Origin of the sequence: Paenibacillus konkukensis (genome assembly GCF_023523925.1) — a bacterium.
Classification (GTDB): Bacteria; Bacillota; Bacilli; order Paenibacillales; family NBRC-103111; genus Paenibacillus_S; species Paenibacillus_S doosanensis.
In genome coordinates, this window is sequence record NZ_CP027059.1 from 7570297 (window position 1) to 7597003 (window position 26707).

At 51.6% G+C, this 26707-nt stretch carries 27 protein-coding genes; 26 read left to right on the top strand and 1 reads right to left on the bottom strand.

Annotated features, from left to right (window positions below; all coding sequences use genetic code 11):
* Nucleotides 1-209 precede the first annotated feature (209 nt).
* Nucleotides 210-1769, bottom strand: a complete 1560-nt coding sequence (locus tag SK3146_RS33075; protein ID WP_249862785.1) for a YifB family Mg chelatase-like AAA ATPase — start codon at nucleotides 1767-1769, stop codon at nucleotides 210-212.
* Between the two features lie 188 nt (nucleotides 1770-1957).
* On the opposite strand from SK3146_RS33075, the gene SK3146_RS33080 reads away from it, so the two are divergent.
* The 26 genes from SK3146_RS33080 to fliY all read left to right on the top strand — a co-directional run bounded on the left by SK3146_RS33080 (nucleotide 1958) and on the right by fliY (nucleotide 26697).
* Nucleotides 1958-2218: a hypothetical protein gene (locus SK3146_RS33080; RefSeq protein ID WP_249862786.1), complete on the top strand. Its 261-nt coding sequence runs from the start codon at nucleotides 1958-1960 to the stop codon at nucleotides 2216-2218.
* 590 nt (nucleotides 2219-2808) lie between these two features.
* Nucleotides 2809-3969 carry an ADP-forming succinate--CoA ligase subunit beta gene (gene sucC, locus SK3146_RS33085; protein ID WP_249862787.1) on the top strand — a complete coding sequence of 387 codons (1161 nt, stop codon included), beginning with the start codon at nucleotides 2809-2811 and terminating at the stop codon, nucleotides 3967-3969.
* Nucleotides 3970-4032: 63 nt separating this feature from the next.
* Nucleotides 4033-4965, top strand: coding sequence for a succinate--CoA ligase subunit alpha (gene sucD, locus SK3146_RS33090; RefSeq protein ID WP_249862788.1), 933 nt, complete (start codon nucleotides 4033-4035; stop codon nucleotides 4963-4965).
* 162 nt (nucleotides 4966-5127) lie between these two features.
* Nucleotides 5128-6231, top strand: coding sequence for a DNA-processing protein DprA (gene dprA, locus SK3146_RS33095; RefSeq protein WP_249862789.1), 1104 nt, complete (start codon nucleotides 5128-5130; stop codon nucleotides 6229-6231).
* Nucleotides 6232-6275: 44 nt separating this feature from the next.
* Nucleotides 6276-8360, top strand: coding sequence for a type I DNA topoisomerase (gene topA / locus SK3146_RS33100; protein ID WP_249862790.1), 2085 nt, complete (start codon nucleotides 6276-6278; stop codon nucleotides 8358-8360).
* Between the two features lie 31 nt (nucleotides 8361-8391).
* Nucleotides 8392-9720, top strand: a complete 1329-nt coding sequence (gene trmFO, locus SK3146_RS33105) for an FADH(2)-oxidizing methylenetetrahydrofolate--tRNA-(uracil(54)-C(5))-methyltransferase TrmFO (RefSeq protein WP_249862791.1) — start codon at nucleotides 8392-8394, stop codon at nucleotides 9718-9720.
* Nucleotides 9721-9907: 187 nt separating this feature from the next.
* Nucleotides 9908-10453: an ATP-dependent protease subunit HslV gene (gene hslV, locus SK3146_RS33110; RefSeq protein WP_249862792.1), complete on the top strand. Its 546-nt coding sequence runs from the start codon at nucleotides 9908-9910 to the stop codon at nucleotides 10451-10453.
* Nucleotides 10454-10475: 22 nt separating this feature from the next.
* Entirely contained in the window at nucleotides 10476-11873 is a 1398-nt protein-coding gene (hslU, locus tag SK3146_RS33115; RefSeq protein ID WP_249862793.1) for an ATP-dependent protease ATPase subunit HslU, read from the top strand.
* 49 nt (nucleotides 11874-11922) lie between these two features.
* Nucleotides 11923-12699 carry a GTP-sensing pleiotropic transcriptional regulator CodY gene (codY, locus tag SK3146_RS33120; RefSeq protein ID WP_249862794.1) on the top strand — a complete coding sequence of 259 codons (777 nt, stop codon included), beginning with the start codon at nucleotides 11923-11925 and terminating at the stop codon, nucleotides 12697-12699.
* 216 nt (nucleotides 12700-12915) lie between these two features.
* Complete coding sequence (gene flgB / locus SK3146_RS33125) at nucleotides 12916-13320, top strand: flagellar basal body rod protein FlgB (RefSeq protein WP_249862795.1); 405 nt, start codon at nucleotides 12916-12918, stop codon at nucleotides 13318-13320.
* A 3-nt stretch (nucleotides 13321-13323) separates the two neighbouring features.
* Nucleotides 13324-13770 carry a flagellar basal body rod protein FlgC gene (gene flgC / locus SK3146_RS33130; protein WP_249862796.1) on the top strand — a complete coding sequence of 149 codons (447 nt, stop codon included), beginning with the start codon at nucleotides 13324-13326 and terminating at the stop codon, nucleotides 13768-13770.
* 21 nt (nucleotides 13771-13791) lie between these two features.
* Entirely contained in the window at nucleotides 13792-14091 is a 300-nt protein-coding gene (fliE, locus tag SK3146_RS33135; protein WP_249862797.1) for a flagellar hook-basal body complex protein FliE, read from the top strand.
* Nucleotides 14092-14137: 46 nt separating this feature from the next.
* Nucleotides 14138-15730, top strand: a complete 1593-nt coding sequence (fliF, locus tag SK3146_RS33140) for a flagellar basal-body MS-ring/collar protein FliF (RefSeq protein ID WP_249862798.1) — start codon at nucleotides 14138-14140, stop codon at nucleotides 15728-15730.
* 11 nt (nucleotides 15731-15741) lie between these two features.
* Nucleotides 15742-16758 carry a flagellar motor switch protein FliG gene (gene fliG / locus SK3146_RS33145; RefSeq protein WP_249862799.1) on the top strand — a complete coding sequence of 339 codons (1017 nt, stop codon included), beginning with the start codon at nucleotides 15742-15744 and terminating at the stop codon, nucleotides 16756-16758.
* Entirely contained in the window at nucleotides 16751-17578 is an 828-nt protein-coding gene (locus SK3146_RS33150) for a FliH/SctL family protein (RefSeq protein ID WP_249862800.1), read from the top strand. Before fliG ends, SK3146_RS33150 begins: the two co-directional genes overlap by 8 nt.
* Nucleotides 17575-18897 (top strand): flagellar protein export ATPase FliI, encoded by a 1323-nt coding sequence (fliI, locus tag SK3146_RS33155; RefSeq protein WP_249862801.1) that lies wholly within the window; start codon nucleotides 17575-17577, stop codon nucleotides 18895-18897. Before SK3146_RS33150 ends, fliI begins: the two co-directional genes overlap by 4 nt.
* A complete protein-coding gene (gene fliJ, locus SK3146_RS33160; RefSeq protein ID WP_249862802.1) occupies nucleotides 18894-19346 on the top strand; it encodes a flagellar export protein FliJ in 453 nt (150 codons plus the stop codon). The genes fliI and fliJ overlap by 4 nt, the downstream gene beginning before the upstream one ends.
* 25 nt (nucleotides 19347-19371) lie before the next feature.
* Entirely contained in the window at nucleotides 19372-20298 is a 927-nt protein-coding gene (locus SK3146_RS33165) for a MotE family protein (protein ID WP_249862803.1), read from the top strand.
* Nucleotides 20299-20326: 28 nt separating this feature from the next.
* Nucleotides 20327-21826, top strand: a complete 1500-nt coding sequence (locus SK3146_RS33170) for a flagellar hook-length control protein FliK (RefSeq protein WP_249862804.1) — start codon at nucleotides 20327-20329, stop codon at nucleotides 21824-21826.
* A 33-nt stretch (nucleotides 21827-21859) separates the two neighbouring features.
* Entirely contained in the window at nucleotides 21860-22324 is a 465-nt protein-coding gene (locus SK3146_RS33175; RefSeq protein WP_249862805.1) for a flagellar hook capping FlgD N-terminal domain-containing protein, read from the top strand.
* Nucleotides 22321-22716: a TIGR02530 family flagellar biosynthesis protein gene (locus SK3146_RS33180; RefSeq protein ID WP_249862806.1), complete on the top strand. Its 396-nt coding sequence runs from the start codon at nucleotides 22321-22323 to the stop codon at nucleotides 22714-22716. The genes SK3146_RS33175 and SK3146_RS33180 overlap by 4 nt, the downstream gene beginning before the upstream one ends.
* A gap of 96 nt (nucleotides 22717-22812) precedes the next feature.
* Complete coding sequence (gene flgG / locus SK3146_RS33185; protein ID WP_249862807.1) at nucleotides 22813-23634, top strand: flagellar basal body rod protein FlgG; 822 nt, start codon at nucleotides 22813-22815, stop codon at nucleotides 23632-23634.
* A gap of 53 nt (nucleotides 23635-23687) precedes the next feature.
* Nucleotides 23688-23909: a flagellar FlbD family protein gene (locus SK3146_RS33190; RefSeq protein ID WP_249862808.1), complete on the top strand. Its 222-nt coding sequence runs from the start codon at nucleotides 23688-23690 to the stop codon at nucleotides 23907-23909.
* Nucleotides 23910-24386 (top strand): flagellar basal body-associated FliL family protein, encoded by a 477-nt coding sequence (locus SK3146_RS33195; RefSeq protein ID WP_249862809.1) that lies wholly within the window; start codon nucleotides 23910-23912, stop codon nucleotides 24384-24386.
* Nucleotides 24387-24425: 39 nt separating this feature from the next.
* Nucleotides 24426-25424, top strand: a complete 999-nt coding sequence (gene fliM / locus SK3146_RS33200) for a flagellar motor switch protein FliM (protein ID WP_249862810.1) — start codon at nucleotides 24426-24428, stop codon at nucleotides 25422-25424.
* Nucleotides 25414-26697, top strand: coding sequence for a flagellar motor switch phosphatase FliY (fliY, locus tag SK3146_RS33205; RefSeq protein ID WP_249862811.1), 1284 nt, complete (start codon nucleotides 25414-25416; stop codon nucleotides 26695-26697). Before fliM ends, fliY begins: the two co-directional genes overlap by 11 nt.
* Nucleotides 26698-26707 lie beyond the last annotated feature (10 nt).

Sequence of the window (26707 nt, forward strand, 5' to 3'; positions counted from 1 at the left end):
CAGCCATGTCCCTTAGAAATTCCCAAAGACTGTATTAACCCAAATAGCTGCAGCCATGTCCGTTACGTTATAGGGTTCGCCAGAGCAGAAGCGAGTAGTGTGCACATCCCTCCGAACTCCCCGCAAAGCCCAAAATCAGCCTCGCAGCCGGTGTTTCGCTTCACAAGGTTCATTCAGCTCCTCTGCTGCCGTCCGATGGAGCCGCCCTCTTATTGCGAGTGAGGCAGCGCCATCTTGTCGAGGCAGCGGTACTGCAGCGCTTCCGCCAAATGCGGAGCCTCCAGTTGAGCGCTTCCGTCGAGATCGGCAATCGTTCGGGCGATCTTCAGAATCCGGTCATAAGCCCGGACACTGAGTCCGAGCAGTTCGAACGATTTGCGGAGCAGCTCTTCCGCTTCGGGCTGCAGCCGGCAATGGGTTCGCAGCAGCTTGCCTTGCAGCTCGCTGTTAAACCAGATCCCGCTGCCGCGGTAACGATCCAGCTGAATGCAGCGAGCGCGGTCGACCTGCTTCTTCATCTCTTCGGAAGACAGCTGGGGTCCGGCATCGGCCACTTGCATGTAATCGATCCGCGGAACCTCCACTTGAAGATCGATTCGATCCAATAAAGGTCCGGAAATTTTGGAGCGGTATTGTTCGATCTTAAGCGGGCTGCAGGTGCAGGGGCGGGAGGAGGATTCAGCCCCGAAATAGCCGCAGGGACACGGATTCATCGAACAGACCAGAATGAAATGGGCGGGAAAGCGATAGACGGCGCGGGCCCGCCCGATCGTTACATGCCGATCTTCAAGCGGCTGGCGCAGCACCTCCAGCACGGACCGCGAAAATTCGGGCAGCTCGTCGAGAAACAGCACACCGCGATGCGCCAAACTGATTTCGCCCGGCTTAGGGATCGTTCCGCCCCCCGCCAGTCCGGCGGCCGAGATCGTATGATGCGGCATGCGAAACGGGCGATCTCGGATGAGACTGCTGCGGTCGGCGAACTTGCCCGATGCGCTGTAAACCTTGGTCACATCGAGAGCCTCCTGCTCCGACATGGCGGGGAGGATCGTCGCGAGCCGCTTGGCGAGCATCGTTTTTCCCGTTCCTGGCGGACCGAGGAGCAGCGAGTTATGCATTCCCGCCGCGCAAATCATCAGCGCTCTCTTGGCATGAAGCTGTCCGTACACGTCGCTGAAATTGTCGGCGGACGGCAGGGCGGAGGACATGCCGGCGGAACCTTCATCGGCATAAGGCTCCTGCAGCCGGATTTGGCCGAAGCCGTCCTCCGCATCTTTAGGATAATCGCGGATATGGTTTAACGCGCCGATGTCCATCGCTTCGATCAGCGCAGCTTCACGGGCGTTCTCCAGCGGCACGATGGCGCGCCGAATGCCGTGCTCCTTTGCGGTGGCCAGCATCGACAGCACGCCGGGCACGGGACGAACCGAGCCGTCGAGCGACAGCTCGCCGAGGATGAGCGTCGACTCCGGCTCCTGCAGCTTCAGCTGCCCGCTGGCGGCCAGAATGCCGAGGGCGATGGCAAGGTCGAACGCCGAGCCTTCCTTGCGAATGTCGGCGGGCGCCAAATTCACCGTAATCCGCTGCAGCGGAAAGGCGAAGCCGCAATTTTTTATCGCGGCCCGAACCCGTTCCATCGACTCTTTTACCGCGCTGTCGGGCAGCCCGACTATACTCACGTGGGGAAGTCCATTGCTCAAATCGGTTTCTACTTCGACTAGCTTGCCCTCCACTCCATGCAGACAAGCGCTCATTACTTTTCCGTACATCAAAAAACACCTTCCCTCCGGATAATCATCCAATGGCAAAAGGTGCTTCCTTATTGTCCGTATGGCTTATAATCGTTATTTTACCTTCTATTAGGAGCTTGCGCAATCTTTTCCCAATCTGCGCCCGCCGCGTGAACCGGATGGATAATTTGTTCCAAATCAGGTTATACAAGTAAGGGGGTGAAAACATGCAGGAAAAACCTTACTTCTGTCCGAACTGCCGTTCGAATCGGGTGAAGTTCAGCGTCATTTCAAGCGTTTCGCAGCGATTTATGAAGGACGCCATCTCCGGTTCCATACAAGAGGTGAACGAGCCGCAGCAAATTCAAGATTCGGAGCCTATGATTCAATGTAATGTTTGCAACTTTGCGGGAAATGAACTCAGGTTTATCAAGCAGGCCGAACGCGAGCCGCGTGCGATGACGCCCACAAACCCAACCTATATGTAACCGGCGGATATTCGTTCCGAGACGCATTTTTTCTGAGAAGAAAAGATGCGTCTTTTGATATTCTCACTCATACCGTTGCTCAGAAGCCATGTATCCGGAGTATTGCAATGCCTGAGTCAGGAAATAAGAAATAACACGAATTTCAACAGCGGTAGGAACCCCATGCCGATTTCCTCCCCCGCGCTCAAACGTGTGGGTTTAGACAAGGACTTAGTCGCAGGCTAAGTTTTTCTTAAAATCCTTTCCGGGGCTTCACGCCAATCACTTGAATCTGGATCAGCTCCGGAGCCAAAGCCTCGCTTTGCGAGGGAATTTTGTTTGCTTTCTATTTCCTTGGGAATGATATTATACGGGAAATTTTTCAGTGGCATAAAAAAGTTTGATTGAAAAAAGCGAGCTTTGCCGTAAAAATTAAGGAAACTGTCGAAAAAAAGTGGTACAATAATGAAGGTTTTGTTGCGTTATTCGCAGCAGGCAGGATTTCACATGCATCATATCGAACATTTCTTCGTTTGATGCGGGTCCGGCGGCTCTTGCCCCAGGGCTCTGGCTCATATAGAAAGCTATCACTGATAGGAGGATTTTGCTAAATGAATATTCATGAGTACCAAGGCAAAGAAGTGCTGAAACAGTATGGTGTTGCCGTACCTGAAGGAAAAGTCGCTTTTACAGTGGACGAAGCTGTAGAAGCAGCCAAGCAGCTCGGAACTTCCGTAGTTGTTGTCAAAGCGCAAATTCATGCCGGCGGTCGCGGTAAAGCGGGCGGCGTTAAAGTTGCGAAAAACTTGGACGAAGTTCGCACTTATGCGGAACAAATTTTGGGCAAAGTGCTTGTCACTCACCAAACAGGTCCGGAAGGCAAAGAAGTGAAGCGCCTGCTGATCGAGCAAGGCTGCGATATTAAGAAAGAGTATTACGTAGGCGTCGTTGTAGACCGCGGTACGGGCCGTGTCGTCATGATGGCTTCCGAAGAAGGCGGTACGGAGATCGAAGAAGTGGCGGCGCATACGCCGGAGAAAATTTTCAAAGAAGTAATCGATCCTGCGGTCGGCCTGCAGGCATTCCAAGCGCGCAAGCTCGCTTACGCGATCAATATTCCAACTGAATTGGTGAACAAAGCCGTGAAATTCATGTTGGCTCTTTATGCTGCATTCGTAGATAAAGATTGCTCCATTGCGGAAATCAATCCACTCGTTGTAACGGGCGGCGGCGACGTTATGGCACTGGATGCGAAGCTGAACTTCGACTCCAACGCGCTGTATCGTCACAAAGACATTCAAGCGCTTCGCGACCTGGAGGAAGAAGACGAAAAAGAAATCCAAGCTTCCAAGTTCGACTTGAGCTACATCGCACTTGACGGCAACATCGGCTGCATGGTTAACGGTGCGGGTCTGGCTATGGCGACGATGGATATTATCAAATATTACGGCGGGGACCCTGCGAATTTCCTTGATGTAGGGGGCGGCGCTACGAAAGAGAAAGTAACGGAAGCTTTCAAAATCATCCTTTCCGACGAGAAAGTAAAAGGCATTTTCGTTAACATTTTCGGCGGCATCATGAAATGCGACGTTATCGCAGAAGGCGTTGTTGCAGCGGCGAAAGAGCTTGGCCTGACACGTCCTCTTGTTGTGCGTTTGGAAGGCACTAACGTAGAGCTTGGCAAAAAAATCCTGAACGAATCCGGCTTGAACATCGTGGCTGCGGATTCCATGGCAGACGGCGCACAAAAAATCGTTGCTCTTGTAAAATAACCTGCGCAATCATGCCGAACGCGAGTTCTTCTTCAAATAATTCAAGGGATGTGAACTATACAAATGAGTATTTTGGTTAATAAAAATACAAAAGTAATCACTCAAGGTATTACCGGTTCCGTAGGTATGTTCCACACGAAAGGCGGACTTGACTACGGTACGCAAATGGTAGGCGGCGTAACTCCGGGCAAAGGCGGCACAAACGTCGATATCACATTGGAAAACGGTTCTACCGTATCGCTGCCTGTATTTAATACAGTAGCGGAAGCTAAAGCGGCAACCGGTGCTACCGTATCCGTTATTTACGTTCCTCCTGCATTCGCGGCCGACGCCATCATGGAAGCCGTTGACGCTGAGCTGGAGCTGGCTATTTGTATTACAGAAGGCATTCCTGTGCTTGACATGGTCAAAGTGGCTCGCTATATGGAAGGCAAAAAAACGCGTCTGATCGGACCGAACTGCCCAGGCGTCATCACTCCGGGCGAATGCAAAATCGGTATCATGCCGGGATACATCCATACTCCGGGTCATGTAGGCGTCGTTTCCCGTTCCGGAACCTTGACTTATGAGGCCGTTCATCAATTGACGACTCGCAACATCGGACAATCCTCCGCAGTCGGTATCGGTGGGGACCCTGTCAAAGGCTCAGAATTTATCGATATTTTGAAACTGTTCAATGATGATCCGGATACTTTTGCGGTTATCATGATCGGCGAAATCGGCGGTACGGCGGAAGAAGAAGCTGCCGAGTGGATCGCGGCCAACATGAAAAAACCGGTTGTAGGCTTTATCGGCGGACAAACGGCGCCTCCAGGAAAACGTATGGGTCATGCCGGCGCTATCATCTCCGGCGGCAAAGGCACAGCTGCAGAGAAAGTAGCTACGATGGAGCGCTGCGGCATTAAAGTAGCTCCAACGCCTTCCGAAATGGGCTCTACGCTGGTAAGCGTTCTGGAAGAAAAAGGTTTGCTGGACAAATGCATCACCAAGAAATAAGCAGCAGGCAGGCATGAAACTGGACAGGCAAGCAGCCTTCCATTCCCTTCAAGGGAGTGGGGGGCTTTTCTTTTTTTTCAGCCGGAAACGGCGGCGGGAGCGAAGACATCTAACGACAAAATTCACAAAAGTTGTTCTTGACGAAGGAGTGATATATACTATATGAACAATAGCACCATTCTTATTGCACTTCATCATATGGAAGGGATCGGCTGGAAGACGATGGAGCGCATCGTAAGCCGGTTTCCCGATCTGAACGAGTCGCTTGCTCTCGAAGCGGCGGATTGGCGGGAGATTGGTTTGCCGGCATCCCGCGCGGAGAAGCTTGCGGCGGCGATGCGCCGGCTGGACGACAGCGCCGCACAAGCGCTGCTGGACGCGTATCGAAGCAGAGAGATCGGAATTGTGACGATATTCGATGGGGACTATCCGGGGCTGCTGAAGCAGACGGCGCAGCCGCCGTGGGTTCTGTATTACCGGGGCGCACTCTCGCTGCTGGAGCGGCTTAGCATTGGTGTCGTAGGGACCCGTACTCCGACGGTGTACGGGCGCAAAGCGGCGGAGGCGTTGTCGCAATCGCTTGCATCGGCCGGAGCGTGCGTCGTTAGCGGTCTGGCGAGAGGAATCGACAGCGCTGCTCACGAAGGTGCGCTCAAGGAACGCGGAAGCACGGTCGCCGTGTTAGGCTGCAGCATCGATCAGGTGTACCCTCCCGAGAATAAGCTGCTTTATGAGCGCATTGCCAAGGAAGGGCTGCTGCTAAGCGAATATCCTTTGCAGACGAAGCCCCATCCTGGCTTATTCCCGCAGCGCAACCGGATTATTGCCGGATTGAGCCAAGGGATTCTTGTCATCGAAGCCGCTTTAAAGAGCGGATCTCTTATAACGGCCGACCAAGCGCTCGAGGAATCGCGGGACGTTTATGCCGTGCCGGGCCCGATTTATTCCCCGAAAAGTCAAGGAACGCTGGCTCTGATCAAGCAGGGAGCCAAGCTGGTCACCTGCGCCGAGGATATATTGGAAGAGTACCCGCATTGGATATGTCTGGACACATTGGCACACATTAAAGCTAGCTCCCCTGAGCCGCCGCCTCTATCCGCCGACGAGCAGACGGTCGCCGATTTGCTCCAGAGTCAACCGCTTTCGATTGACGAATTGCTGGTACAAAGCCAATTTACATTTGGACATTTGCATTCAGTTCTGTTAAATTTACTAATGACAAAACGAGTGAAGCAATTGCCAGGTTCTGTATATGCTATATGTTAAAGATAGTAGATAAATAATTGATAAATGAAGGGGGAAGGACGCCTATGGCAGATTCGTTAGTCATTGTGGAGTCACCCGCAAAAGCCAAAACCATCGGCAAATATTTGGGCAGTAAATTTATCGTCAAGGCATCCATGGGCCATATTCGCGATCTTCCGAAAAGCCAAATCGGTGTTGAGATACAGAAAAATTTTGAACCGAAGTATATTACGATACGCGGCAAAGGCTCTGTTCTCAAGGAACTGAAAGACGCCCGCAAAAAAGTAAAAAAAGTGTATCTGGCGGCTGACCCTGATCGCGAAGGGGAAGCTATCGCCTGGCATTTGGCTCATTATCTTGAGCTGGAAGAAACCGACGCCTGTCGCGTCGTTTTCAATGAGATTACGAAGCAAGCGGTTAAGGATGCGTTCAAGACGCCGCGCAAAATCAATCTCGATCTGGTTAACGCGCAGCAAGCGCGCCGTATTCTCGATCGGCTGGTAGGCTATAAGATCAGCCCGCTGCTTTGGAAGAAGGTCAAGAAAGGGCTGTCGGCCGGCCGCGTGCAATCGGTCGCCGTCAAGCTCGTGTACGACCGCGAGAACGAGATCAAGGCGTTCGTGCCGGAAGAGTATTGGACGATTACCGCCAAGCTGCAGGCAGGCAGCTCCGAATTCGAAGCGAAGTTTCACAGCCTGAAAGGCGAGAAGAAGGAGCTGTCCAATCAGCAGGAAGTCAACGAAATTTTGGCGGGACTGGAAAAAGCGGAGTTCGTTGTCGGCGAGGTAAGGGAGAAGGAGCGGCTTCGCAATCCTTCGCCGCCGTTTATTACGAGCTCGCTGCAGCAGGAGGCCGCCCGGAAGCTCAACTTCCGCGCTTCCAAGACAATGTCGGTTGCGCAGCAATTATATGAAGGAATCGATCTCGGGAGCGAAGGAACCGTAGGTTTGATTACTTACATGCGTACGGACTCGACGAGAATTTCGCCGGTTGCCCAGGAAGAAGCGCAGCAATTTATCGTGCAAAAATATGGGGAAGCCTATTATCCCGAAACGCCGCGGGTATACATCAAGAAAGCCGCCAACGCCCAGGACGCGCACGAAGCGATCCGTCCGAGCTCGGTGCTGCGGGAGCCGGAGCACATCAAGGAGCATTTGAGCCGGGATCAATTCCGCTTGTATAAACTGGTGTGGGAACGGTTCGTGGCGAGCCAGATGGCTTCGGCCGTTCTGGATACGATGACGGTCGACATTGCGGCGGGAGATACGGTATTCCGCGCGGTCGGTTCCAAAATGAAGTTTCCAGGCTTTATGAAGGTCTATGTGGAAGGCAATGACGACGGGACGACGGAAGAAGATAAACTGCTGCCTCCTCTGAAACATGGAGATAAAGTGAAGCGGAAGCAGATCGATCCGAAGCAGCATTTCACGCAGCCGCCCCCGCGCTATACGGAAGCCCGGCTGGTCCGCGCGCTGGAAGAAATGGGAATCGGCCGTCCGAGCACTTACGCGCCCACGCTCGAAACGATTCAAAAACGCGGTTATGTGGCGATAGAAGAGAAGAAGTTTATTCCGACCGAGCTCGGCGAGCTGGTCATTCAGCAGATGATCGAATTTTTTCCGGAAATCCTCGACGTCGAGTTTACCGCCCATATGGAAGAGGAGCTCGACCATGTAGAAGAAGGTAAGGAAGATTGGGTGAAGGTACTCAATTCCTTCTATGTATCTTTCGAGAAGCGGCTGGAAGTGGCGGAAGAGGAAATGGAGAAGATCGAGATTCAGGATGAAGTTTCCGATGAGATTTGCGAGAAATGCGGCCGTCATCTCGTTTATAAGATGGGCCGGTTCGGCAAGTTTCTAGCTTGCTCGGGATTTCCGGATTGCCGCAACACGAAACCGATCGTCAAAGATATCGGCGTGACGTGTCCGAGCTGCAAAGAAGGGAAGATCATCGAGCGCCGCAGTAAAAAAGGCCGCGTGTTCTATGGCTGCGATCGCTATCCCGAATGCGAATTCGTATCCTGGGATAAGCCGGTCGGCCAGCCTTGTCCGAAATGCGGATCGATGCTTATCGAGAAACGGAACAAGAACGGCGTGTTCCACCAATGCATCCAATGCGATTTTAAGGACGAAGTGCAGGAAAAAGAATAACTTAAGTAATTGTTTCAGGAGGCCAATCATTTTGTCAGAGACACCGAAAGTTACCGTTATCGGAGCCGGACTGGCTGGCAGCGAAGCCGCATGGCAAATCGCCAGCCAGGGCGTGCCTGTGATTTTATACGAAATGCGTCCGGTGCGTAAAACGCCGGCGCATATTTCCGATCAATTCGCCGAGCTGGTGTGCAGCAACTCGCTGCGCGCCAACGGGCTCACCAACGCCGTCGGCGTTCTTAAGGAAGAAATGCGCATTTTGAATTCGCTCATTTTGCGCTGTGCGGACAAGCATGCCGTTCCCGCCGGCGGAGCGCTGGCTGTTGACCGCGAAGGCTTCTCGGCCGAGGTGACTTCGATGCTGCGCAATCATCCGCTCATCGAAGTGCGCAACGAAGAGCTTCAAGATTTGCCGGAAGGCATTACGGTCGTGGCTACCGGTCCTCTTACCTCGCCGGCTCTTTCCGCGCATCTGCAGTCGCTGATGGGCGAACAATATTTGTATTTTTACGATGCAGCGGCTCCTATCGTCGAGAAGGATTCCATCGATATGAGCAAGGTGTATCTCGCTTCGCGTTACGACAAAGGGGAAGCCGCTTATTTGAATTGCCCGATGACCGAAGAAGAGTTTAATATCTTCTATGAGGCTCTCATTTCGGCGGAAGTGGCTCCGGTCAAAGAGTTTGAGAAAGAGATTTATTTCGAAGGCTGTATGCCGATCGAAGTGATGGCAAGGCGCGGCAAGCAAACAGCCTTGTACGGCCCTATGAAGCCGGTAGGCTTGATCAACCCGCATACGAACGAGCTTCCCTATGCCGTCGTGCAATTGCGCCAGGATAACGCCGCAGGCACGCTGTACAATCTGGTAGGATTTCAGACGCATCTGAAGTGGGGCGAGCAGAAGCGGGTATTTTCGCTCATTCCCGGCTTAGAGAACGCCGAGTTTGTCCGGTACGGCGTCATGCACCGCAATACGTTTATCAACTCTCCCAAGCTGCTGAAGCCTACGTATCAGTTTTTGAAGCGCGACAATTTGTTTTTTGCCGGACAGATGACCGGCGTGGAGGGCTATGTCGAATCGGCGGCTTCCGGTCTGATCGCGGGCATGAATGCGGCGCGTTACGCCAAAGGTCTGGATTGTCTCGTGCTTCCTCCGGACACGACGCTCGGCAGCATGGCTCATTACATTACGACCGCGGATTTTAAACATTTTCAGCCGATGAACGCCAACTTCGGACTGCTGCCGCCGCTTGACGAGAAGGTTAAAGTGAAAAAGGTGCGATACGAAAAAATTGCCTTGCGTGCAATTGAGAAAATTCAGAATTTTTCCCAAAACGAATACAATTTCACTTGTAAGTAAAAGCTGTACTATGATACTATAATCTTGTTTTGAAACAGCCTGAACTATAAGATTATGTACCAGCTAGATATACATTGTTAATGGAACCTCTGCATCGCGGCTGCTCTGTTAGTGCGTCCTCGAACGAGGTTTTTCTATTGAGTGCCTGTTATGCCGAATTCTTCACCCATTTGGAGGTATCGCTTTTATGGAACAAACCTTTCACGCGACGACGATCTTCGCTATCCGTCACCAAGGTAAAGGAGCCATTGCCGGCGACGGCCAGGTTACTTTCGGCAACAGCATGGTGATGAAAAATTCGGCCAAAAAAGTCCGGCGTTTATATCGCGGCAAAGTCATTGCGGGCTTCGCGGGATCGGTTGCCGACGCGATAACGTTATTCGAGAAGTTCGAAGCTAAGCTTGAGGAGCATCACGGCAATTTACAGCGTTCGGCGGTGGAGCTTGCGAAGGATTGGCGTTCCGACCGGGTGCTGCGCAGGCTGGAAGCGATGATGATCGTTATGGACTTGAACAACGTGCTGCTGATTTCCGGAAACGGGGAAATTATCGAGCCGGACGACGGCATATTGGCGATAGGCTCGGGCGGAAGCTTTGCCTTGGCTGCCGGAAGAGCGCTTACCAGGTACGCTCCGAATATGAGCGCCAAAGAAATCGCGCATGCGGCGCTTACGATGGCCGCCGAAATTTGCGTATTTACGAATCATAATATTATAGTGGAAGAAATCGAGTAGAAGACAAAGAGGAGGTACTCTCTTGAAGCATACCGCGTTGACACCGAAAGAAATTGTCACCCAGCTGGACAAATATATTATCGGTCAGAAGAAGGCCAAAAAGTCCGTAGCCGTAGCGCTGCGCAACCGTTACCGCAGAAGCTTGCTGGACGAAACGATTCGCGACGAGATTGTACCCAAAAATATATTGATGATCGGCCCGACAGGGGTAGGGAAAACCGAAATCGCTAGGCGGCTGGCGAAGCTGGTTCACGCTCCGTTCGTCAAAGTCGAGGCGACGAAGTTCACCGAGGTCGGCTATGTCGGACGCGACGTGGAGGCGATGGTACGCGATTTGGTGGAAACCTCCATTCGCATGGTGAAGGCGGAACGGACTGAGAAGCTGAAGGATAGAGCCGAGCAGCTCGCGAACGAGCGCATCGTTGCCATTTTGGTTCCGAACCCGGCGAAGCAAAAGACGCAGCGCAATCCGCTGGAGATGCTGTTCGGCAACCAAGCGCAGACGGAACCGCAGGAGCCGGAAGCGGATCAGCATATCAGCGCCCGCCGGCAGGAAATCAAGGAGCAGCTGGCCAACGGGGAGCTGGAGCAGAAGGTCATCGAAATCGAGGTCGAGGATAGTTCTCCGACGATGCTGGATATGTTTTCGGGGCAAGGCAACGAGCAAGCCGGCATGAACATGCAGGAGCTGTTCGGCAATTTAATGCCGAAAAAAACGAAGAAGCGGAAGCTTCCGGTCAAAGAAGCGCGCAAGGTGCTGACCCAGGAGGAAGCTCAAAAGCTGCTGGATATGGATGACGTCATCCAAGAAGCGATTATGCGGGCGGAGCAGCTCGGCATCATTTTTATCGATGAAATCGATAAAATTTGCAGCTCCGGCGGTCGCGGCGGCGGTCCTGACGTTTCCCGCGAAGGGGTGCAGCGGGATATTTTGCCTATCGTCGAAGGTTCCACGATCATGACCAAGTACGGTCCGGTGCAAACGGATTTTATTTTGTTCGTTGCCGCGGGGGCGTTCCATGTATCTAAGCCTTCAGACCTAATTCCGGAGCTTCAAGGACGTTTTCCTATCCGAGTCGAGCTCAGCAGCTTAACGCAAGAGGACTTTGTGCTCATTTTGAAGGAGCCGAAACATGCGCTCACGAAACAATATACGGCATTGCTGGAAACAGAAGGAATCGAGGTTCAATTCTCCGAAGCCGCGATTGAAGAAATCGCCAAAATCGCTGCAGAGGTGAATCAAAATACGGATAATATCGGCGCGAGACGGCTGCACACCATTTTGGAAAAGCTTCTGGAGGATCTGTCGTACGAGGCGCCGGAAATCACGCTGGAACAGATTGTCATTACGCCGGAATATGTACGGGAGAAGCTTTCGGACATCGTGCAAAACCGCGACCTAAGCCAGTATATTTTATAAACGACGCAGCATACATTTCAAACGGTTGGTCGCTTTGGGAGGCAGTATCATGACATTGTTAACGAAGACAAGAAGATTGAACAAATTATTGCAAAAGGAAGCGGGTAACCCGGTCAGCTTTATGAATATGGCGGAGGTTTTGAGCGATATTTTGCAATCCGATATATTTGTCGTCAGCCGCAAAGGGAAGGTGCTCGGCAAGGCGCTGACGCGCCTAGAACTGGGAGATGGAGCGGGCGAATCGGTGCTGTCCGATAACCGGTTTCCGCCTGAATACAACCAGCTGCTGCTGAAAGTGGAGGAAACTTCCTCCAATATGAATGCGCTTAGCGACTATAACGTATTCGGCGAGAGACTGGCCGAGAACGGCATCTATATTACGATCGTACCGGTGATCGGAGGCGGAGACCGCCTGGGCACGCTAATATTGACCCGCCGCGAGGGCGGCGGATTTATCGATGACGATCTGATCGTAGCGGAATACGGATCGACGGTCGTCGCGATGGAAATATTGCGGGAGAAGGCCGAGCAGATCGAGATAGAAGCGCGCAGCAAGGCGGTTGTGCAGGTGGCCGTCGGTTCGCTGTCGTTTAGCGAGCTTGAGGCGGTGGAGCATATTTTCGAGCAGCTGGAAGGCTCCGAAGGCTTGCTCGTTGCGAGCAAAATCGCAGATCGTGTCGGAATAACGCGGTCGGTAATTGTTAACGCGCTGCGAAAACTGGAAAGCGCCGGAGTCATCGAAACACGGTCTTTGGGCATGAAAGGGACCTATATAAGGGTACTAAACGACCAATTGATCAGCGGCATTCAAAGTGTAAAAATATAATAAAATCACAGGTTCTAAGCCCTATATTGCAAATATAGGGCTTTTTTCATATTGTAATAATTTTCATATTTCTTCAATATAGAAATAGTTCTGAGCGACTACATATTCTTCCAAATAGTCATATTATTTTTCGATTATTATGTCGAAGAAAGGAGGATAATGCAGCCAAGCTGTTGAATAATGTAATTTAACATCACCGCGAAGGTAGGATAGGGCATGAATATTCTGAATAAGCCGGTATTTAATCAAATGGAACGCACGCTGGACGCGGCTACGATGCGGCAGAGAGTCATAGCGGACAATATCGCTAATGTGGATACGCCGTATTTTAAAAGGTCCGACGTACGGTTTGAAGAACTTCTGCAAAACGAGCTGAACGGTACTGCGAACCTGCAAGGGTTTAGAACGGATCCGCGTCACTTCTATATCGGACGCCCGGCGACTCCTGAGCCGCAGATCGTTAAAGACAATAACTCGGCGATTAACAATAACTTGAACAATGTGGATATCGACTATGAGATGTCCTTAATGGCGAAAAACCAACTGCGTTACAACGTCATGGTTCAGCAAGTAAACAGCGAAATCAAAAAAGCGAGAACCGCGATCGGAGGGAGAGGCTAATTTATGAAACTTACGAACGGTTTTGATATCAGTTCTTCCGCCTTAACGGCGCAGCGCTTTCGGATGGACGTGATTTCTTCCAATATAGCAAACGCGGACTCGACCCGGGCCCGGATGGTTAACGGAAAATGGGTTCCGTACCAACGCAAATTAGTGACGATCGAGCCTAAACAGCCAACTTTCGAACAGGCGCTGCAAAACGCACAGTCGAATACGGCCGGAGAAGGGGTGAGAGTGACGAAGGTCACTGATGATACTTCTCCCTTTAAGCAGGTTTACAATCCGACGCATCCCGATGCTGATGAGAATGGGTTTGTTATGATGCCGAATGTTGACGTGCTTAAGGAAATGGTAGATATGATTTCTGCTACACGTTCTTATGAAGCGAATGTAACGGCGCTCAACGCTTCGAAAGCTTTGATTGGCAAGGCGCTGGAGATCGGCAAATAATATTGAAAAGGAGAATTCGTTATGATTCAAAAACTGGCTATGCAGCCTTTGCAAAACATCACCCAACCAACATCGAAAAGCGCAAGCGCATCGGAGGTATCGGACCAGTTCGGGAAATTTTTGAACGACGCCATCAATAAGCTGAATGAACAGCAGCAAAAGGTGGATGCACTCAACGACCAATTTGCCAAAGGGCAAATTTCGGACGTACATCAGCTGATGATCGAGTCGGAAAAAGCTTCTTTGGGACTTGAACTGACCGTTCAAGTTCGCAATAAAGCCGTCGAGGCCTATCAGGAAATGATGAGAATGCAAGTATAGTCGTATTTAAGATTACCAGCGACGGTCTTTTAGATGGGGTGGAATAGTGAACGAGAATATAACCCAGTATTGGAATCGAGTAAGGCAATACTGGAATCAATTCAGTAAAACGCAGAAGATTACTTTTGTAGCTACAGTGATTCTTGTCACATTGACGATAGGTATAATCAGTTATAATTTTTCAAAGACGGAGTACGCTTTGGCATACACCGATTTGCAGCCAAGCGATGCGGCGGCTATCAAGGGCTATCTGGACAGCGCCAAAATTCCGTATCAGCTGAGCGACGACGGCAAAAGCATCGGAGTTCCCCGCAGCGAAGTGGCCAATGTGAAGCTGGCTGTGGAATCGCAGGGACTGAACAAAACGGGGAATATCGGCTACGGCTCCTTTGCGCAGAGCAGCACGTTCGGCACCACGGATAAAGAGTTTAACGTCAAATACATAAACGCGGTTCAAGGCGAGCTGCAGCAGCTGATCAACTCCAACACGGCCGTCAGCAGCTCGAAAGTGCTTATTAACATTCCGGAAGAAAGCGTGTTTCTTCCTAAAGATGCGGATAAGGACAAAGCTTCCGCTTCCGTCGTCGTTAATCTGAAGCAAGGGTACAGTTTAGATCAGGCCAAAATCGATACGATGTACAACCTGGTCTCTCATAGCGTCAAAGGGTTGCCTATAGAGAATATTACGATTTCCGATCAGAACGGCGAACCGCTGGAATATTCCAAAGCGCAAGGAAATATCACAAGCAGCAGCGCTGCGCTGCAAAACTTTGAAATCAACAACCAGTTTAAAACGGACGTTCAAAAGAATGTTCAGCAGATGCTGGGAGCCATTCTCGGAAAAGACAAAGTCATCGTGCAAGTATTCTCTACGATGAACTTTGACCAGATGAACAGCCATCAGCAGCTCGTCACCGCTCCGAATACGGTGGACCAGAAAGGTCTGGAAATTTCCGTTCAGGAAATCCAAAAGAACTATACGAGCGACAATTCGCCGGCAGCCGGCGGGGTCGCAGGCACCGGTCAAACCGACGTTCCGGGTTATCCCGGAAGCAACAGCAACGGCAAATCCAATTCGGAAGAGCTGCAGCGGACCGTCAATTCCGAAGTGAACCGGATTACGAACGATATTATTTCAACGCCTTATGTCGTTAAGGATCTAACGATCAACGTCGGAATCGAGCCGCCTAATCCGGATGATCCGAATACGCTGACGCAAGAAACGAAGGATGCGGTGCAGCAAATACTGGTCAATGTCGTGCGGGCGGCGCTTGCCGATAGCAAGCAGACGCTGACGGACGAAGATCTGGCCAAGAAAGTAACGGTATTCGCCCATTCGTTCGCAAGACCGCAAACGGGACAAACGGCCGATGCCAACTCGATGCTGCTCTATGGCGCGCTTGGCGGCGTGGCACTGGCGCTGCTCGCCGGAGGCGGATATTTATGGATTAGAAAGCGCAAGGCAAGACAAGAAGAGGCGGACGAACTGGAAGCAGAACCGGCCAAGCTGGAGTTTCCGACCATTGATATTGATAATGTGACCAATGATAATCAAGTCCGCAAGCAGCTGGAAACCTTGGCCAAGAAAAAGCCGGAGGAATTCGTCAACTTGCTTCGCACTTGGTTGGTCGATGAATAGAGGTGTAACGATTGGCTAAAGTTCAGCAGCAAGTTTTAACAGGGCGACAAAAGGCCGCCATTCTGTTGATCAGCCTGGGACCGGAGGTGTCGGCCCAAATTTTCAAGCATCTGCGCGATGAGGAAATCGAACAGCTGACTTTAGAGATTGCGAACGTCAGAAAAGTCGATAGCGTAGAGAAAGATGCGATTTTAGCCGAATTTCATCAAATTTGCTTGGCTCAGGAGTTCATTTCCCAGGGCGGCATCGCCTATGCCAAGGATATTTTGGAAAAAGCTCTCGGTTCGCAAAAAGCGCTGGATATTATTAACCGGCTGACGGCCACTTTGCAGGTCAGACCGTTTGACTTCGCAAGGAAAGCGGACCCGGCTCAAATACTAAACTTCATTCAAAACGAAAATTCGCAAACGATAGCATTGGTTCTCGCCTATTTGCAGCCGGAGCAGTCGTCGATCATATTGTCCTCGCTCCCTCAGGACAAACAGGCGGACGTCGCCAAACGGATCGCCTTGATGGACAGCACTTCGCCGGAAGTGATCAGCCAAGTCGAGCGGGTGCTGGAGCAAAAGCTGTCGGCGACCGTTACCCAGGATTATACCAATGCCGGCGGTATCGCAGCCATCGTTCAAATTCTAAACGGCGTCGACCGCGGAACGGAACGGACGATTCTGGATTCGCTGGAAATTCAAGATCCGGAGCTTGCGGAAGAAATCAAGAAAAGAATGTTCGTGTTCGAAGATATCGTCAACATCGACAACCGTTCCATCCAGCGAATTATCCGGGATATCGAAAACGCCGATTTGCAGCTGGCGCTTAAGGTGGCCAGCGAGGAAGTGCGCGACGCCATATTCAAAAACATGTCCAAACGGATGGCCGAAACGTTCAAGGAAGAAATGGAATTTATGGGTCCTGTACGTCTTCGCGACGTGGAAGAGGCGCAGACCCGTATCGTTGCTACCATTCGCCGCCTAGAAGAGGCCGGCGAGATCATCATTGCCCGCGGTGGAGGAGATGATATTATTGTCTAATGTGATCAAATATACGCAATACGTATCCTTAGACGATAAAAAGGTAGTCGAAGTTGCACAAAAACAAACGATTTTTGCCGAACCGGGCGCGTCTTCGGACGGCTTCACGGAGCAATATCATACCGAGCTTCGCGAATTGGAGGAAATGAAGGAGCAAATTCTCCAAGACGCCCAAAGCTTTGCGGAACAACAAATTCGAGCGGCAATGGACGAAGCGGCGGCCGTCCGCGAGCAAACGCAGACGGAAATCGAACAGTGGTGGAATGAGCGGCGTCAGAGCGACGAGCAGCTCCAGAACCAGCTTAAGGAAGATGGATTCCGTCAAGGCTACGAGAACGGGATGCACGAAGCGGAAACTCAGCTGCGCGAGCAGTACAACGAGATGCTGCAGGAAGCGTCGCAAATATTGAATCAAGCCTATGTATTGAAGCAGCAAATTATACAGGAAGCCGAACCCTTCTTAATTCAGCTGAGCTGCTCCATCGCCGAGAAGGTTATCTCGCGCCAGCTGACGGTAGAGCCCGAATGGATTATCGAATTAATCGAATCCGTTCTTGCGCGCCGCAAAGAGAAAGGGATCATTACGCTTTGTGTGGCTCCGGCTCATTTCACTTATATTCAGGATGCAAGAGAAGAGCTGCTGCTGCATATCGACTCCCAGGCGGAGCTGCAGATTATTCCCGACCCGTCGGTGCAGGATCACGGCTGCGTAGTCCGCTCGTCCTTCGGCAGTATCGACGCTAGAATCGACACGCAGTTAAAGGAAATCAAGAACGTGCTGCAGCATCTTGCCGTCAGAAATGAGGGAACCTCAGGATGAATCAGGCGCCTGACGTATTGAAGTATATCGAACAGCTTCGGCATATCGATCCGATTCGGGTGAACGGCAAGGTGACCCAGGTGATCGGCTTGACGGTTGAATCGGAAGGGCCGGATGCGAGCATCGGCGACGTGTGCTACATTTACCCGCTGAAATCCAATAAGCCATTAAAGGCGGAGGTCGTCGGGTTCAAGAACAATAAAGTGCTTCTGATGCCGCTCGGCGAACTTGAATCGATCGGACCGGGCTGCGATGTGGTCGGAACGGGCAAGCCTCTGACGGTCCAGGTCGGACACGAATTGTTAGGCAAGGTTCTCGACGGTTTGGGCCAGCCCTTGGACGGTACTTTTTTGTCATCCCGCATGGCGCAGTACTCAACCAACAATATCCCGAGTAATCCGCTCAAGCGCCCTCGGGTGCTTGAGCCGATCAGCGTAGGGGTTCGCTGCATCGACGGCTTGTTGACGATCGGCAAAGGGCAGCGCGTCGGCATCTTCGCCGGTTCCGGCGTCGGCAAAAGCACACTGATGGGGATGATCGCCCGAAACACTTCGGCCGACGTCAACGTGATTGCTCTCATTGGAGAACGCGGACGCGAGGTGCTCGATTTCATCGAGCGGGATCTTGGCCCCGAAGGCTTGGCCCGTTCAGTCGTCATCGTCGCCACATCCGATCAGCCGGCCCTAATCCGCATTAAAGGCGCCCTGATTGCTACGAGCATTGCGGAATATTTCAGAGACCGCGGACTAAATGTCATGATGATGATGGACTCGGTCACCCGTTATGCGATGGCGCAGCGCGAGGTCGGCCTCGCTGTCGGCGAGCCTCCGGCGACGAGAGGATACACGCCTTCCGTATTCGCGACCTTGCCGAAGCTGCTGGAACGTTCGGGAACAGGACCTAAAGGCTCGATCACCGCGTTTTACACCGTCTTGGTCGACGGCGACGATATGAACGAGCCGATCGCCGACGCCGTTCGCGGCATATTGGATGGGCACATTGTGCTCGACCGGAACATCGCCAATAGAGGGCATTATCCGGCGATCGACGTGCTGTCCAGCGTAAGCCGCGTCATGAAGGAAATCGTTCCCCAAGAGCATCAGCTGGCAGCGGAAAATTTGAAGCGGCTGTTATCTGTTTACAAAGATTCGGAAGATTTAATCAATATAGGGGCGTACCAAAAAGGTTCTAATCCGGAAATTGATAAATCTTTGGAATCGATTCAATCCATTTGGGACTACACCAAACAGAGGGTTACGGAAAAGCTTACATTCGGCGAAGCTCAGGAAAGGTTAATCCAAGAATTTTATAAAGGGTGAACAAATCTATGCGATTCCGTTATGCATTTCAAAAGATCGTAGACCTGAAGACGAACGAAAAGACGCAAGCGGAGTGGATGCTATCGGAAGCAATCGGCAAGCTGCGCGAAGAGGAGTCGAGTCTTACCGAACTGCACTCGGTTAAAGACGGCATTCACGAGCAGCTGCACCAAGTGTCTTCCAATAGGGCGACGATCTCGCAAATGCTGATGCTGCAGCAGTATGCCGATCACATCGATCATCAGATTCAATTGAAGCATAAGGATCTGGAGCATGCTCAGCAAGCCGTTAACATCAAGCAGGATGTGTTGGCGGGAAGAGTAATGGAAGAGAAAGTGTGGACGAAAGCCAAGGAAAAAGCGTTGAACCGTTTTCAGACGATGGTGTTGAAAAAGGAACAGGACCAAATGGATGAAATGGCAACGAACCGTTTCCGGAGATTGTCGTAGAACCCGGATTAGGGAGGTGAAGGGAATGTCAGATTTGGATGTGGAAAATACCTCTTCGTATGGGGCTATGGAACGGTTTCTCATCTGGTTTTTGATTCCGTTTGTGTTTACCGCCGTATTGCTCGGCGTGCTGCTCACGATTTTCGATTATGACGTGATGAACGGCGTGCTTCGCGCAGCGAATAAAATTCCGGTAATTCAAAATATAGTTCCGGACCCGAAACCGAAACCGGGAGAAGCGAAAACGCAGACTTCCGACGGTCAGCAAAAATCGGCGTCGGCGGCTCCGTCGCCGGAAGAGACGATCCAAGCATTGAACGCGAAGCTGGACGAGAAGGAACAAGAGATCGACAAGACGAACAGCGCTCTGGTGCAGCGCGATCAGACCATCAAGGAATTGCAGCAGAAAAACAGCGAGCTGACGGAGCAGATGAAAAGCAAAGCGCAATCGGATGAAGAATACACCGCCCAAATTCAACAATTGGCTTCGATGTATGCCAAGATGACTCCGTCCAAGGCGGCTCCTATTATGGAAAACTTGACTCAATCGGAGCTTGTGCTCGTGCTGAGCATGATGAAAACCGATGACCGGGTAAAAATTTTGGAGAAAATGGATGCGAAGAAAGCGGCGGACGCTTCCATATTGCTTAAAGACCAGACGACGGTCAAAGATCGTGAAATTGCGGCGCTGCAGGAGCGTCTGCAGCAGAATTCGGCGAGCGACGCGAAAGCGTCCCAAAAAATAAGCAAGGACGATCTTGGAGCGACATTTGCCAATATGGCGCCCAAGAGCGCGGCCACGGTGCTGTTGGAAATGCAAAACTCGAATCCGGACAAAGTGCTCTCGATCCTGAGTTCCATGGATAGCGCCGGACGCTCCAAAGTGCTTACCGCCATTGCCGAGCAGTCCAAGGAAACGGCAGCGTTAATATCTGCACGGCTCGTTCAATAATGACGGCAAAGGAGGTGAAAACAAGACAATGGTAATTCAAGCTCAATTATCCATGAATACAGCTGCGGCAGCTTCCGGCGGAACGCAAGGAAACGCAGCGGGCTCCGGCTCTTCCGGGACGGCGGCGGGGCAAAACGCCGACGGCTTCTCGGCTGCCTTGATCGGGCTTCTCGGTACGGGGACGGCTTCGGCCAATACGACGGGTAGCCAACAGCCGGGTGTGGCGGGTTTGAACGCGCTGGCGCAGCTTCTGGCTCAATTGCAGGATAACAGCGCCAACCAGCAGCTGCCTGCAGCCGAAGATTCGCTTAAGCAGCTGGATGCGCTTATCGAATTGCTGCAATCCGGCAAGGACGATGCTTCCGCATTGCTCGCGAGTCCCGATATCCAAGCTTGGCTGGCTCAAATGCAAGCGATGCTCGTCATGATGCAGCCTCAAGCGCAAGCGCCGGCGGCCGTGCAGCAAACAAGCGCCGAAGATCAAGCGCACGCGGACAGCGAGGGAACGCAGCCTGCCGCAGCAGCGGTACAGTCTGCTCCGGCAGCGGCCGCAAGCGCGATCCCGTCCGAATTGTTCGTTCCGCTTGAAGAACAAGCTCCAGTTCAACAGTCGGCTTCGCAATCGGTTCAGCCGGCCGAATGGAAGCCGGTGTCCAAGCAGGAGGCGCTGACGATTCTTAAAGATTTCAGGCAGCTGCTTGAGACGAATGCCGCTCAGAGTGCGGCGGGGGTGCAGCCTGACGGTAAGACGTCAGCGATGCAAAAGCTGATCTCCGAATTGAAACACATTATCGGCAATCAAGCTTTCGTTCAAACGAACCCAGCCCAAACAAGCGCGCCGGCGGCGACGGTCGTCCAACCGGTTCATCCCGGTCTGGAAGTATTGGCGGCCAAGACGATGCCTTTCCGAATGGAAGCGAAGTCCGAAGCTCAAGATGCGCCGTTATTTGAACCGTTATCCGATATTAGCGCTTCTGCGGATGATTCTCAGGCCGTACCTGTTCAGGATTATTTGAAACAGCTGACATCAAACGCAGCGCAGACGGCAAAGCCGCCGGTTCTGTTGATGCAGGCGCCTACGTTTGCGGAAGATATGACTCAGTTCGTCATGAAGTCTTTGACGGTTCAGACGCTGGCTGACGGCTTGACGGAAGCGAAGCTGTCTTTATATCCGCAGCATCTGGGTCATGTCGATGTGAAATTGACGATGCATAACGGCCAACTGATCGCCCAATTTATGGCGGACAGCATGGCGGGCAAGGAAATGCTCGAAAGCCAGCTGTCACAGCTCAGATCGACGCTGCAAAGCCAAGGCATTCAAGTGGATAAATTGGAAGTCACGCAAAATCAGGCGTTCCAGTCCGGATTGTTCCAGGAGCAAAGGCAGCAGCAGTCCCAGCAATCGGGCAAGCAGTCCAAAGGAAATAACGGCAACGGCGTTTCTATGGAAGAAGAGCTCGCGCAAGCTGTGAAAAGCGCGCCTGGGTTAGGGAGGCCGGGGCAAACGTCGATTGACGTTACGGCTTAATCATCGCAGTATGAACGTTCGGGAGGTGAAACCGTGTCGGATTCATCCGTAAGCACCAAAAACGTATGGCCTTATTACGCCAAAACGAACATCAGCAACGTAGCGAAGGAACAGAAAACGAACGATTTGGGCAAAGATGAGTTTTTAAAAATTTTGATTGCCCAATTGCAAAATCAGGACCCTTCGCAGCCGCTTCAGGATAAGGAATTTATCGCCCAGATGGCTCAGTTTACTTCCGTTGAGCAGCTTAGCAACATGAGCAACGAAATGAAACTGCTGCGCCAATCGCTGGGATTTGCCTCCGGACTGATCGGCAAATCGATAACTTGGGGCGGGACGAACGAGAAAGGCGAATCGATAGATAAAACGGGCATCGTCGATTCGATCGTCGTGAAGGACGGCTCGCAGTTTGCCGTCGTCGGCAAGGAGAAGATCGCTCTGGACCAGATTACGCAAATCGCCAATAGCGCGAGCTCCAGTCCGGAGGAATCGCAATGACCGATCGAATTTCTGTCGGACAGCTGTATCCCGGCAGCGCCAGAACGTCGCCTATCCAGCGAAATGAGGCGCGGGGACAAGCATCCAAGCCTGCATTCAAGCAAGATCCTTCGTTTGAAAACATTTTGCAAAATCAGCTGATCCGGTTCAGCCACCATGCCGAGCAGCGATTGAAGCAGCGGGGGATTGAATTCCAACCTGAACAGCTTGCCCAGATCGGGTCGGCTATCGATAAAGCCGCATCCAAGGGAGCTAAAGATTCGCTCATGATCATTAATAATACGGCGCTTATCGTGAATATTAAAAACAGAACGGTAGTGACCGCCGTTGACGGCGCCTCGATGAAGGACAATGTGTTTACGCAGATCGACAGCGCAGTGATTTTATCGTAAGAACGGGCTGGACCGCTTTAGGAGGCCCAAGGTTGCGGAACGATGGAAGCAACCGGCTAATCAAGGAATTATACATTTATTGGGAGGCAAAAGCGCATGTTAAGATCGCTATACTCCGGCGTTTCCGGTATGAGAGGATTTCAAACCAAGCTCGACGTTATAGGGAACAATATCGCGAATGTGAATACGATCGGCTTCAAGGCCGGGCGGGTTATGTTCAAAGATATTCTGAGCCAAACCGTGTCCGGGGTAACCGCGCCGGAAGAGAACGCCAAGGGCGGCGTTAACGCGCAGCAGATCGGTTTGGGCGTGTCGATCAGCGCCATCGATACCGTACATACTCCGGGCAGCGCCATGACGACGAACGTGCCTACCGATTTGCGGATTGACGGAGACGGATTTTTCGCCGTATCGCCGGACGGATCGCCGGACAATATGTTTTTGACCCGCGCGGGCAACTTTACGATCGACGCTAACCGCCAGCTGGTGAATTCCGACGGGATGTTCGTTTTGAGCACGGAGGGCGCGCCGATTGTTTTGGCCGAGGACGATACGGCATTCTCGATTTCGCAGAACGGGGAAGTCATTACGACGAAGGCGGATGGCACTACGGATGCTCCGTTTGTGATCGCTGTAGCCAAAGTAACCAATCCGGCGGGTCTTGAAAAAGTCGGAGGCAATTTATACCGATCAACCGCTAACTCGAATGTGGACCCGATCGATCTGGGTACGGCTATCCCTAATGACCCTACGCTGGGCACGGGCGCGATTGTCGCCGGGCAGCTGGAAATGTCCAACGTGGACCTGACTTCGGAGTTTACCGAGATGATCGTAGCACAGCGCGGTTTCCAGGCGAACTCCAGAATCATCACGACATCGGATGAAGTGCTGCAGGAAGTCGTTAACCTGAAACGCTAATAATATAGAAGGGGGAGTCTTCTCCCCTGACTATTCAAATTCGGAGGCTATTCATGATTCGACTGACCCGTCTGAATGGGAAACAGATTACCGTTAACGCTCTGTTGGTTGAAAGTATAGAAGAAACGCCGGACACGATGATTACTTTAATTACCGGCAAAAAGATAACCGTATTGGAACCGGGGCCTGAAGTCGTTCAGCAGATTACTCAGTATATGCGTTCGATCGGTTCAATCACCGGGACAATCAAGAGTTTGGATTCGGAGGGGTTGTAGTTGTTAAAAAGCCGAGTTTTTCTACTGATCGTAGCGATCCTTATAGCTATAACCTTAATATTAACCGCAGCCTTCGTGTTGTGGAATTATATGGATAAAGCGAGCAGCAATCCGCAGGAGCAAGCGCTCAGCTCAGCCGGCGAAGTGAAACCGGCCAAGAAATCGACACCGGATGAAGCAAAAGAAAACACAGTAATATTGAAGGATATACTGACAAACCTCGCAGCGAATAACCGCTTCATTAAAGCGAGCTTTGCCATTGAGATGGAAAATAAGAAGGCCAAGGAAGAATTTGAGAAGCTCGATTTCAAAATGAAAGCCATCATCGTACAAACGCTCGCCGATATGACTCCGGAGCAGGTACAAGGCAGCAAGGGCTTCGATAATCTGACTTCCGTCCTTATGAATAAAATGAACCCGTTGTTATCCAGCGGGAAAATCAAACAAATCTGGATCACGGACAGCGTGCTTCAGTAGGCTCCATTTTACATACTTGCGAAAGGGAGGTGACGATTAATGGTTGATGTACTTTCACAAAATGAGATTGACGCCTTGCTTGCCGCACTGTCCTCCGGTGAGATGGATGCCGAAGAGCTGAAGAAGGAAGAGACGCAGAAAAAAGTACGCGCGTATGATTTTAAGCGGGCGGTCCGGTTTTCCAAAGATCATATCCGCAGCTTGACGAGAATTCATGAAAACTTTGCGCGGTTTCTGACAACTTATTTCTCCGCGCAGCTGAGAACGTTTGTCCAAATCAATGTCGTTCAGGTAGAGCAGCTGCCTTATGATGAATTTATTCGTTCCATACCGAAGATGACGATTCTCAATATCTTTGAGGCGGAACCGCTCGAAGGCAGAATGGTGCTCGAAGTGCACCCGAACGTGGCGTTTGCCATGTTGGACCGGCTGCTCGGAGGAGCGGGAACGTCACCGACGAAAATCAATGCGCTCACGGAGATCGAGACGATCGTGATGGAACGGATATTCAGCAGGGCGTTCGAGAGTCTGCAGGAGGCGTGGAAAACGGTGGTCGATCTGTCGCCTCGTATGGAAGCGTTGGAGACGAATCCGCAGTTTATGCAGATCGTATCGCCGAACGAGACGATTGCGCTCATTTCGCTGAGCACCAAGATCGGCGATACGACAGGAATGATCAATTTGTGTATCCCTCATGTTGTCATCGAACCGATCATGCCGAGATTATCCGTTCATCACTGGTTTGTCTCTCAGAAAAAGACGAGCGCTCCCGAAGAAGTGATGGCGCTGCAGTCGAGGATTCACAAGGCTAAGCTGCCGATCATCGCCGAGCTCGGCGAGTCGCAAATTACAGTTCGCGAATTTTTGAGCTTGAATGTCGGAGACGTCGTTTCTTTAAATAAACCGGTGGACGAGCTATTGAACATACGGATAGGAGAGAAGCTGAAGTTTCACGGGACTCCCGGGACGACACGTGGAAAATTGGCCATACAAATTACCGACATAGTCGAAGAAGGGACGGAAGAGAATGACGAATAGCAAAGATTATTTGTCTCAGGAAGAAATCGATGCGTTGCTGAGACAAACATCCGGCGATAGCTCGGGCGGCAGTTCAAGCGGAGAAGTCACGGTAGAGGATTATTTATCTTCCCTTGAGCAAGATGCGCTTGGAGAGATCGGTAATATTACGTTCGGCAGTGCGGCGACGGCGTTGTCTACTTTGCTCGGCAAAAAAGTCGATATTACGACACCGAAAGTTTCGATTATCGCCAAAGAAGATTTGATCGAAGAGTTTCCGAAGCCTCACGTAGCCGTGCATGTGAATTACGTCGACGGGTTTCATGGAATCAACCTGCTCGTGATTAAAACGCGCGACGCTCAAGTTATCGCCGACTTGATGATGGGCGGCGACGGTACTGCGGAAATGGGCGAATTGTCCGAAATTCATATCAGCGCCGTTCAGGAAGCGATGAACCAGATGATGGGCTCGTCTGCGACATCAATGTCGACAATTTTTAACCGATTCGTGAACATTTCTCCTCCAGGAATTGATATACTAAATTTAGCCGAGGAAGGAGGAACTTCGACACTTCCCCCCGAAGATGTATTTATCAAAATATCCTTCCGTTTAACGATCGGAGACTTGATCGATTCAACGATTATGCAGCTGCTTCCGGTTCATTTTGCGAAGGATATGGTATCGACATTGATGGGAGGGGGAGACAGCCAAGAAGAATCTGCGGCCGCTTCGGCTGTGGCGCCAGCGCCAGCACCGACACCTGCTCCGGCAGCGCCGGAGGTAACGCCTGCTCCTCAGCAGCAAGCAGCTCCTCCGTTGCAAGATCCGTACGCGCAGCCGATGTATCAACAGCCGCCGATGCAGCAGCCAATGTATCAGCAACCGATGTACCAACAGCCGATGGTACCGCCGCAACAACCGATGTACCCTCCGCAGCCAGCTGCTTACGGTACGGGACCCGCTCGCAATGTCAATGTACAACCGGCGCAGTTTTCCAATTTCGCACCGACGAATCTTCCGCCGGCCGAAGACGGCAATCTCAATCTGCTGCTTGATATTCCGCTGAAGGTTACTGTCGAATTAGGAAGAACACACAAGGTAATCAAAGATATCCTGGAGCTGTCCCAGGGCTCGATTATCGAGCTGGACAAGCTGGCAGGGGAACCAGTGGATATCTTGGTGAACAACAAGCTGATAGCAAAAGGCGAAGTCGTCGTTATCGATGAAAACTTCGGGGTTCGCGTTACTGACATTGTGAATCAATGGGATCGCATTCAAAAATTACAATACTAAACCTACTCTA

Excerpts from the sequence above, each read along its gene's own strand:
- flgB (WP_249862795.1), top strand. The coding sequence starts at position 12,916 with ATGAATATTCTGAATAAGCCGGTATTTAATCAAATGGAACGCACGCTG.
- SK3146_RS33165 (WP_249862803.1), top strand. The coding sequence starts at position 19,372 with ATGTCAGATTTGGATGTGGAAAATACCTCTTCGTATGGGGCTATGGAA.
- codY (WP_249862794.1), top strand. The coding sequence starts at position 11,923 with ATGACATTGTTAACGAAGACAAGAAGATTGAACAAATTATTGCAAAAG.
- sucD (WP_249862788.1), top strand. The coding sequence starts at position 4,033 with ATGAGTATTTTGGTTAATAAAAATACAAAAGTAATCACTCAAGGTATT.
- topA (WP_249862790.1), top strand. The coding sequence starts at position 6,276 with ATGGCAGATTCGTTAGTCATTGTGGAGTCACCCGCAAAAGCCAAAACC.
- flgC (WP_249862796.1), top strand. The coding sequence starts at position 13,324 with ATGAAACTTACGAACGGTTTTGATATCAGTTCTTCCGCCTTAACGGCG.
- fliY (WP_249862811.1), top strand. The coding sequence starts at position 25,414 with ATGACGAATAGCAAAGATTATTTGTCTCAGGAAGAAATCGATGCGTTG.
- SK3146_RS33075 (WP_249862785.1), bottom strand. The coding sequence starts at position 1,769 with ATGTACGGAAAAGTAATGAGCGCTTGTCTGCATGGAGTGGAGGGCAAG.
- hslV (WP_249862792.1), top strand. The coding sequence starts at position 9,908 with ATGGAACAAACCTTTCACGCGACGACGATCTTCGCTATCCGTCACCAA.
- SK3146_RS33190 (WP_249862808.1), top strand. The coding sequence starts at position 23,688 with ATGATTCGACTGACCCGTCTGAATGGGAAACAGATTACCGTTAACGCT.
- fliI (WP_249862801.1), top strand. The coding sequence starts at position 17,575 with ATGAATCAGGCGCCTGACGTATTGAAGTATATCGAACAGCTTCGGCAT.
- SK3146_RS33180 (WP_249862806.1), top strand. The coding sequence starts at position 22,321 with ATGACCGATCGAATTTCTGTCGGACAGCTGTATCCCGGCAGCGCCAGA.
- fliM (WP_249862810.1), top strand. The coding sequence starts at position 24,426 with ATGGTTGATGTACTTTCACAAAATGAGATTGACGCCTTGCTTGCCGCA.
- SK3146_RS33170 (WP_249862804.1), top strand. The coding sequence starts at position 20,327 with ATGGTAATTCAAGCTCAATTATCCATGAATACAGCTGCGGCAGCTTCC.
- sucC (WP_249862787.1), top strand. The coding sequence starts at position 2,809 with ATGAATATTCATGAGTACCAAGGCAAAGAAGTGCTGAAACAGTATGGT.
- flgG (WP_249862807.1), top strand. The coding sequence starts at position 22,813 with ATGTTAAGATCGCTATACTCCGGCGTTTCCGGTATGAGAGGATTTCAA.
- fliE (WP_249862797.1), top strand. The coding sequence starts at position 13,792 with ATGATTCAAAAACTGGCTATGCAGCCTTTGCAAAACATCACCCAACCA.
- dprA (WP_249862789.1), top strand. The coding sequence starts at position 5,128 with ATGAACAATAGCACCATTCTTATTGCACTTCATCATATGGAAGGGATC.
- SK3146_RS33080 (WP_249862786.1), top strand. The coding sequence starts at position 1,958 with ATGCAGGAAAAACCTTACTTCTGTCCGAACTGCCGTTCGAATCGGGTG.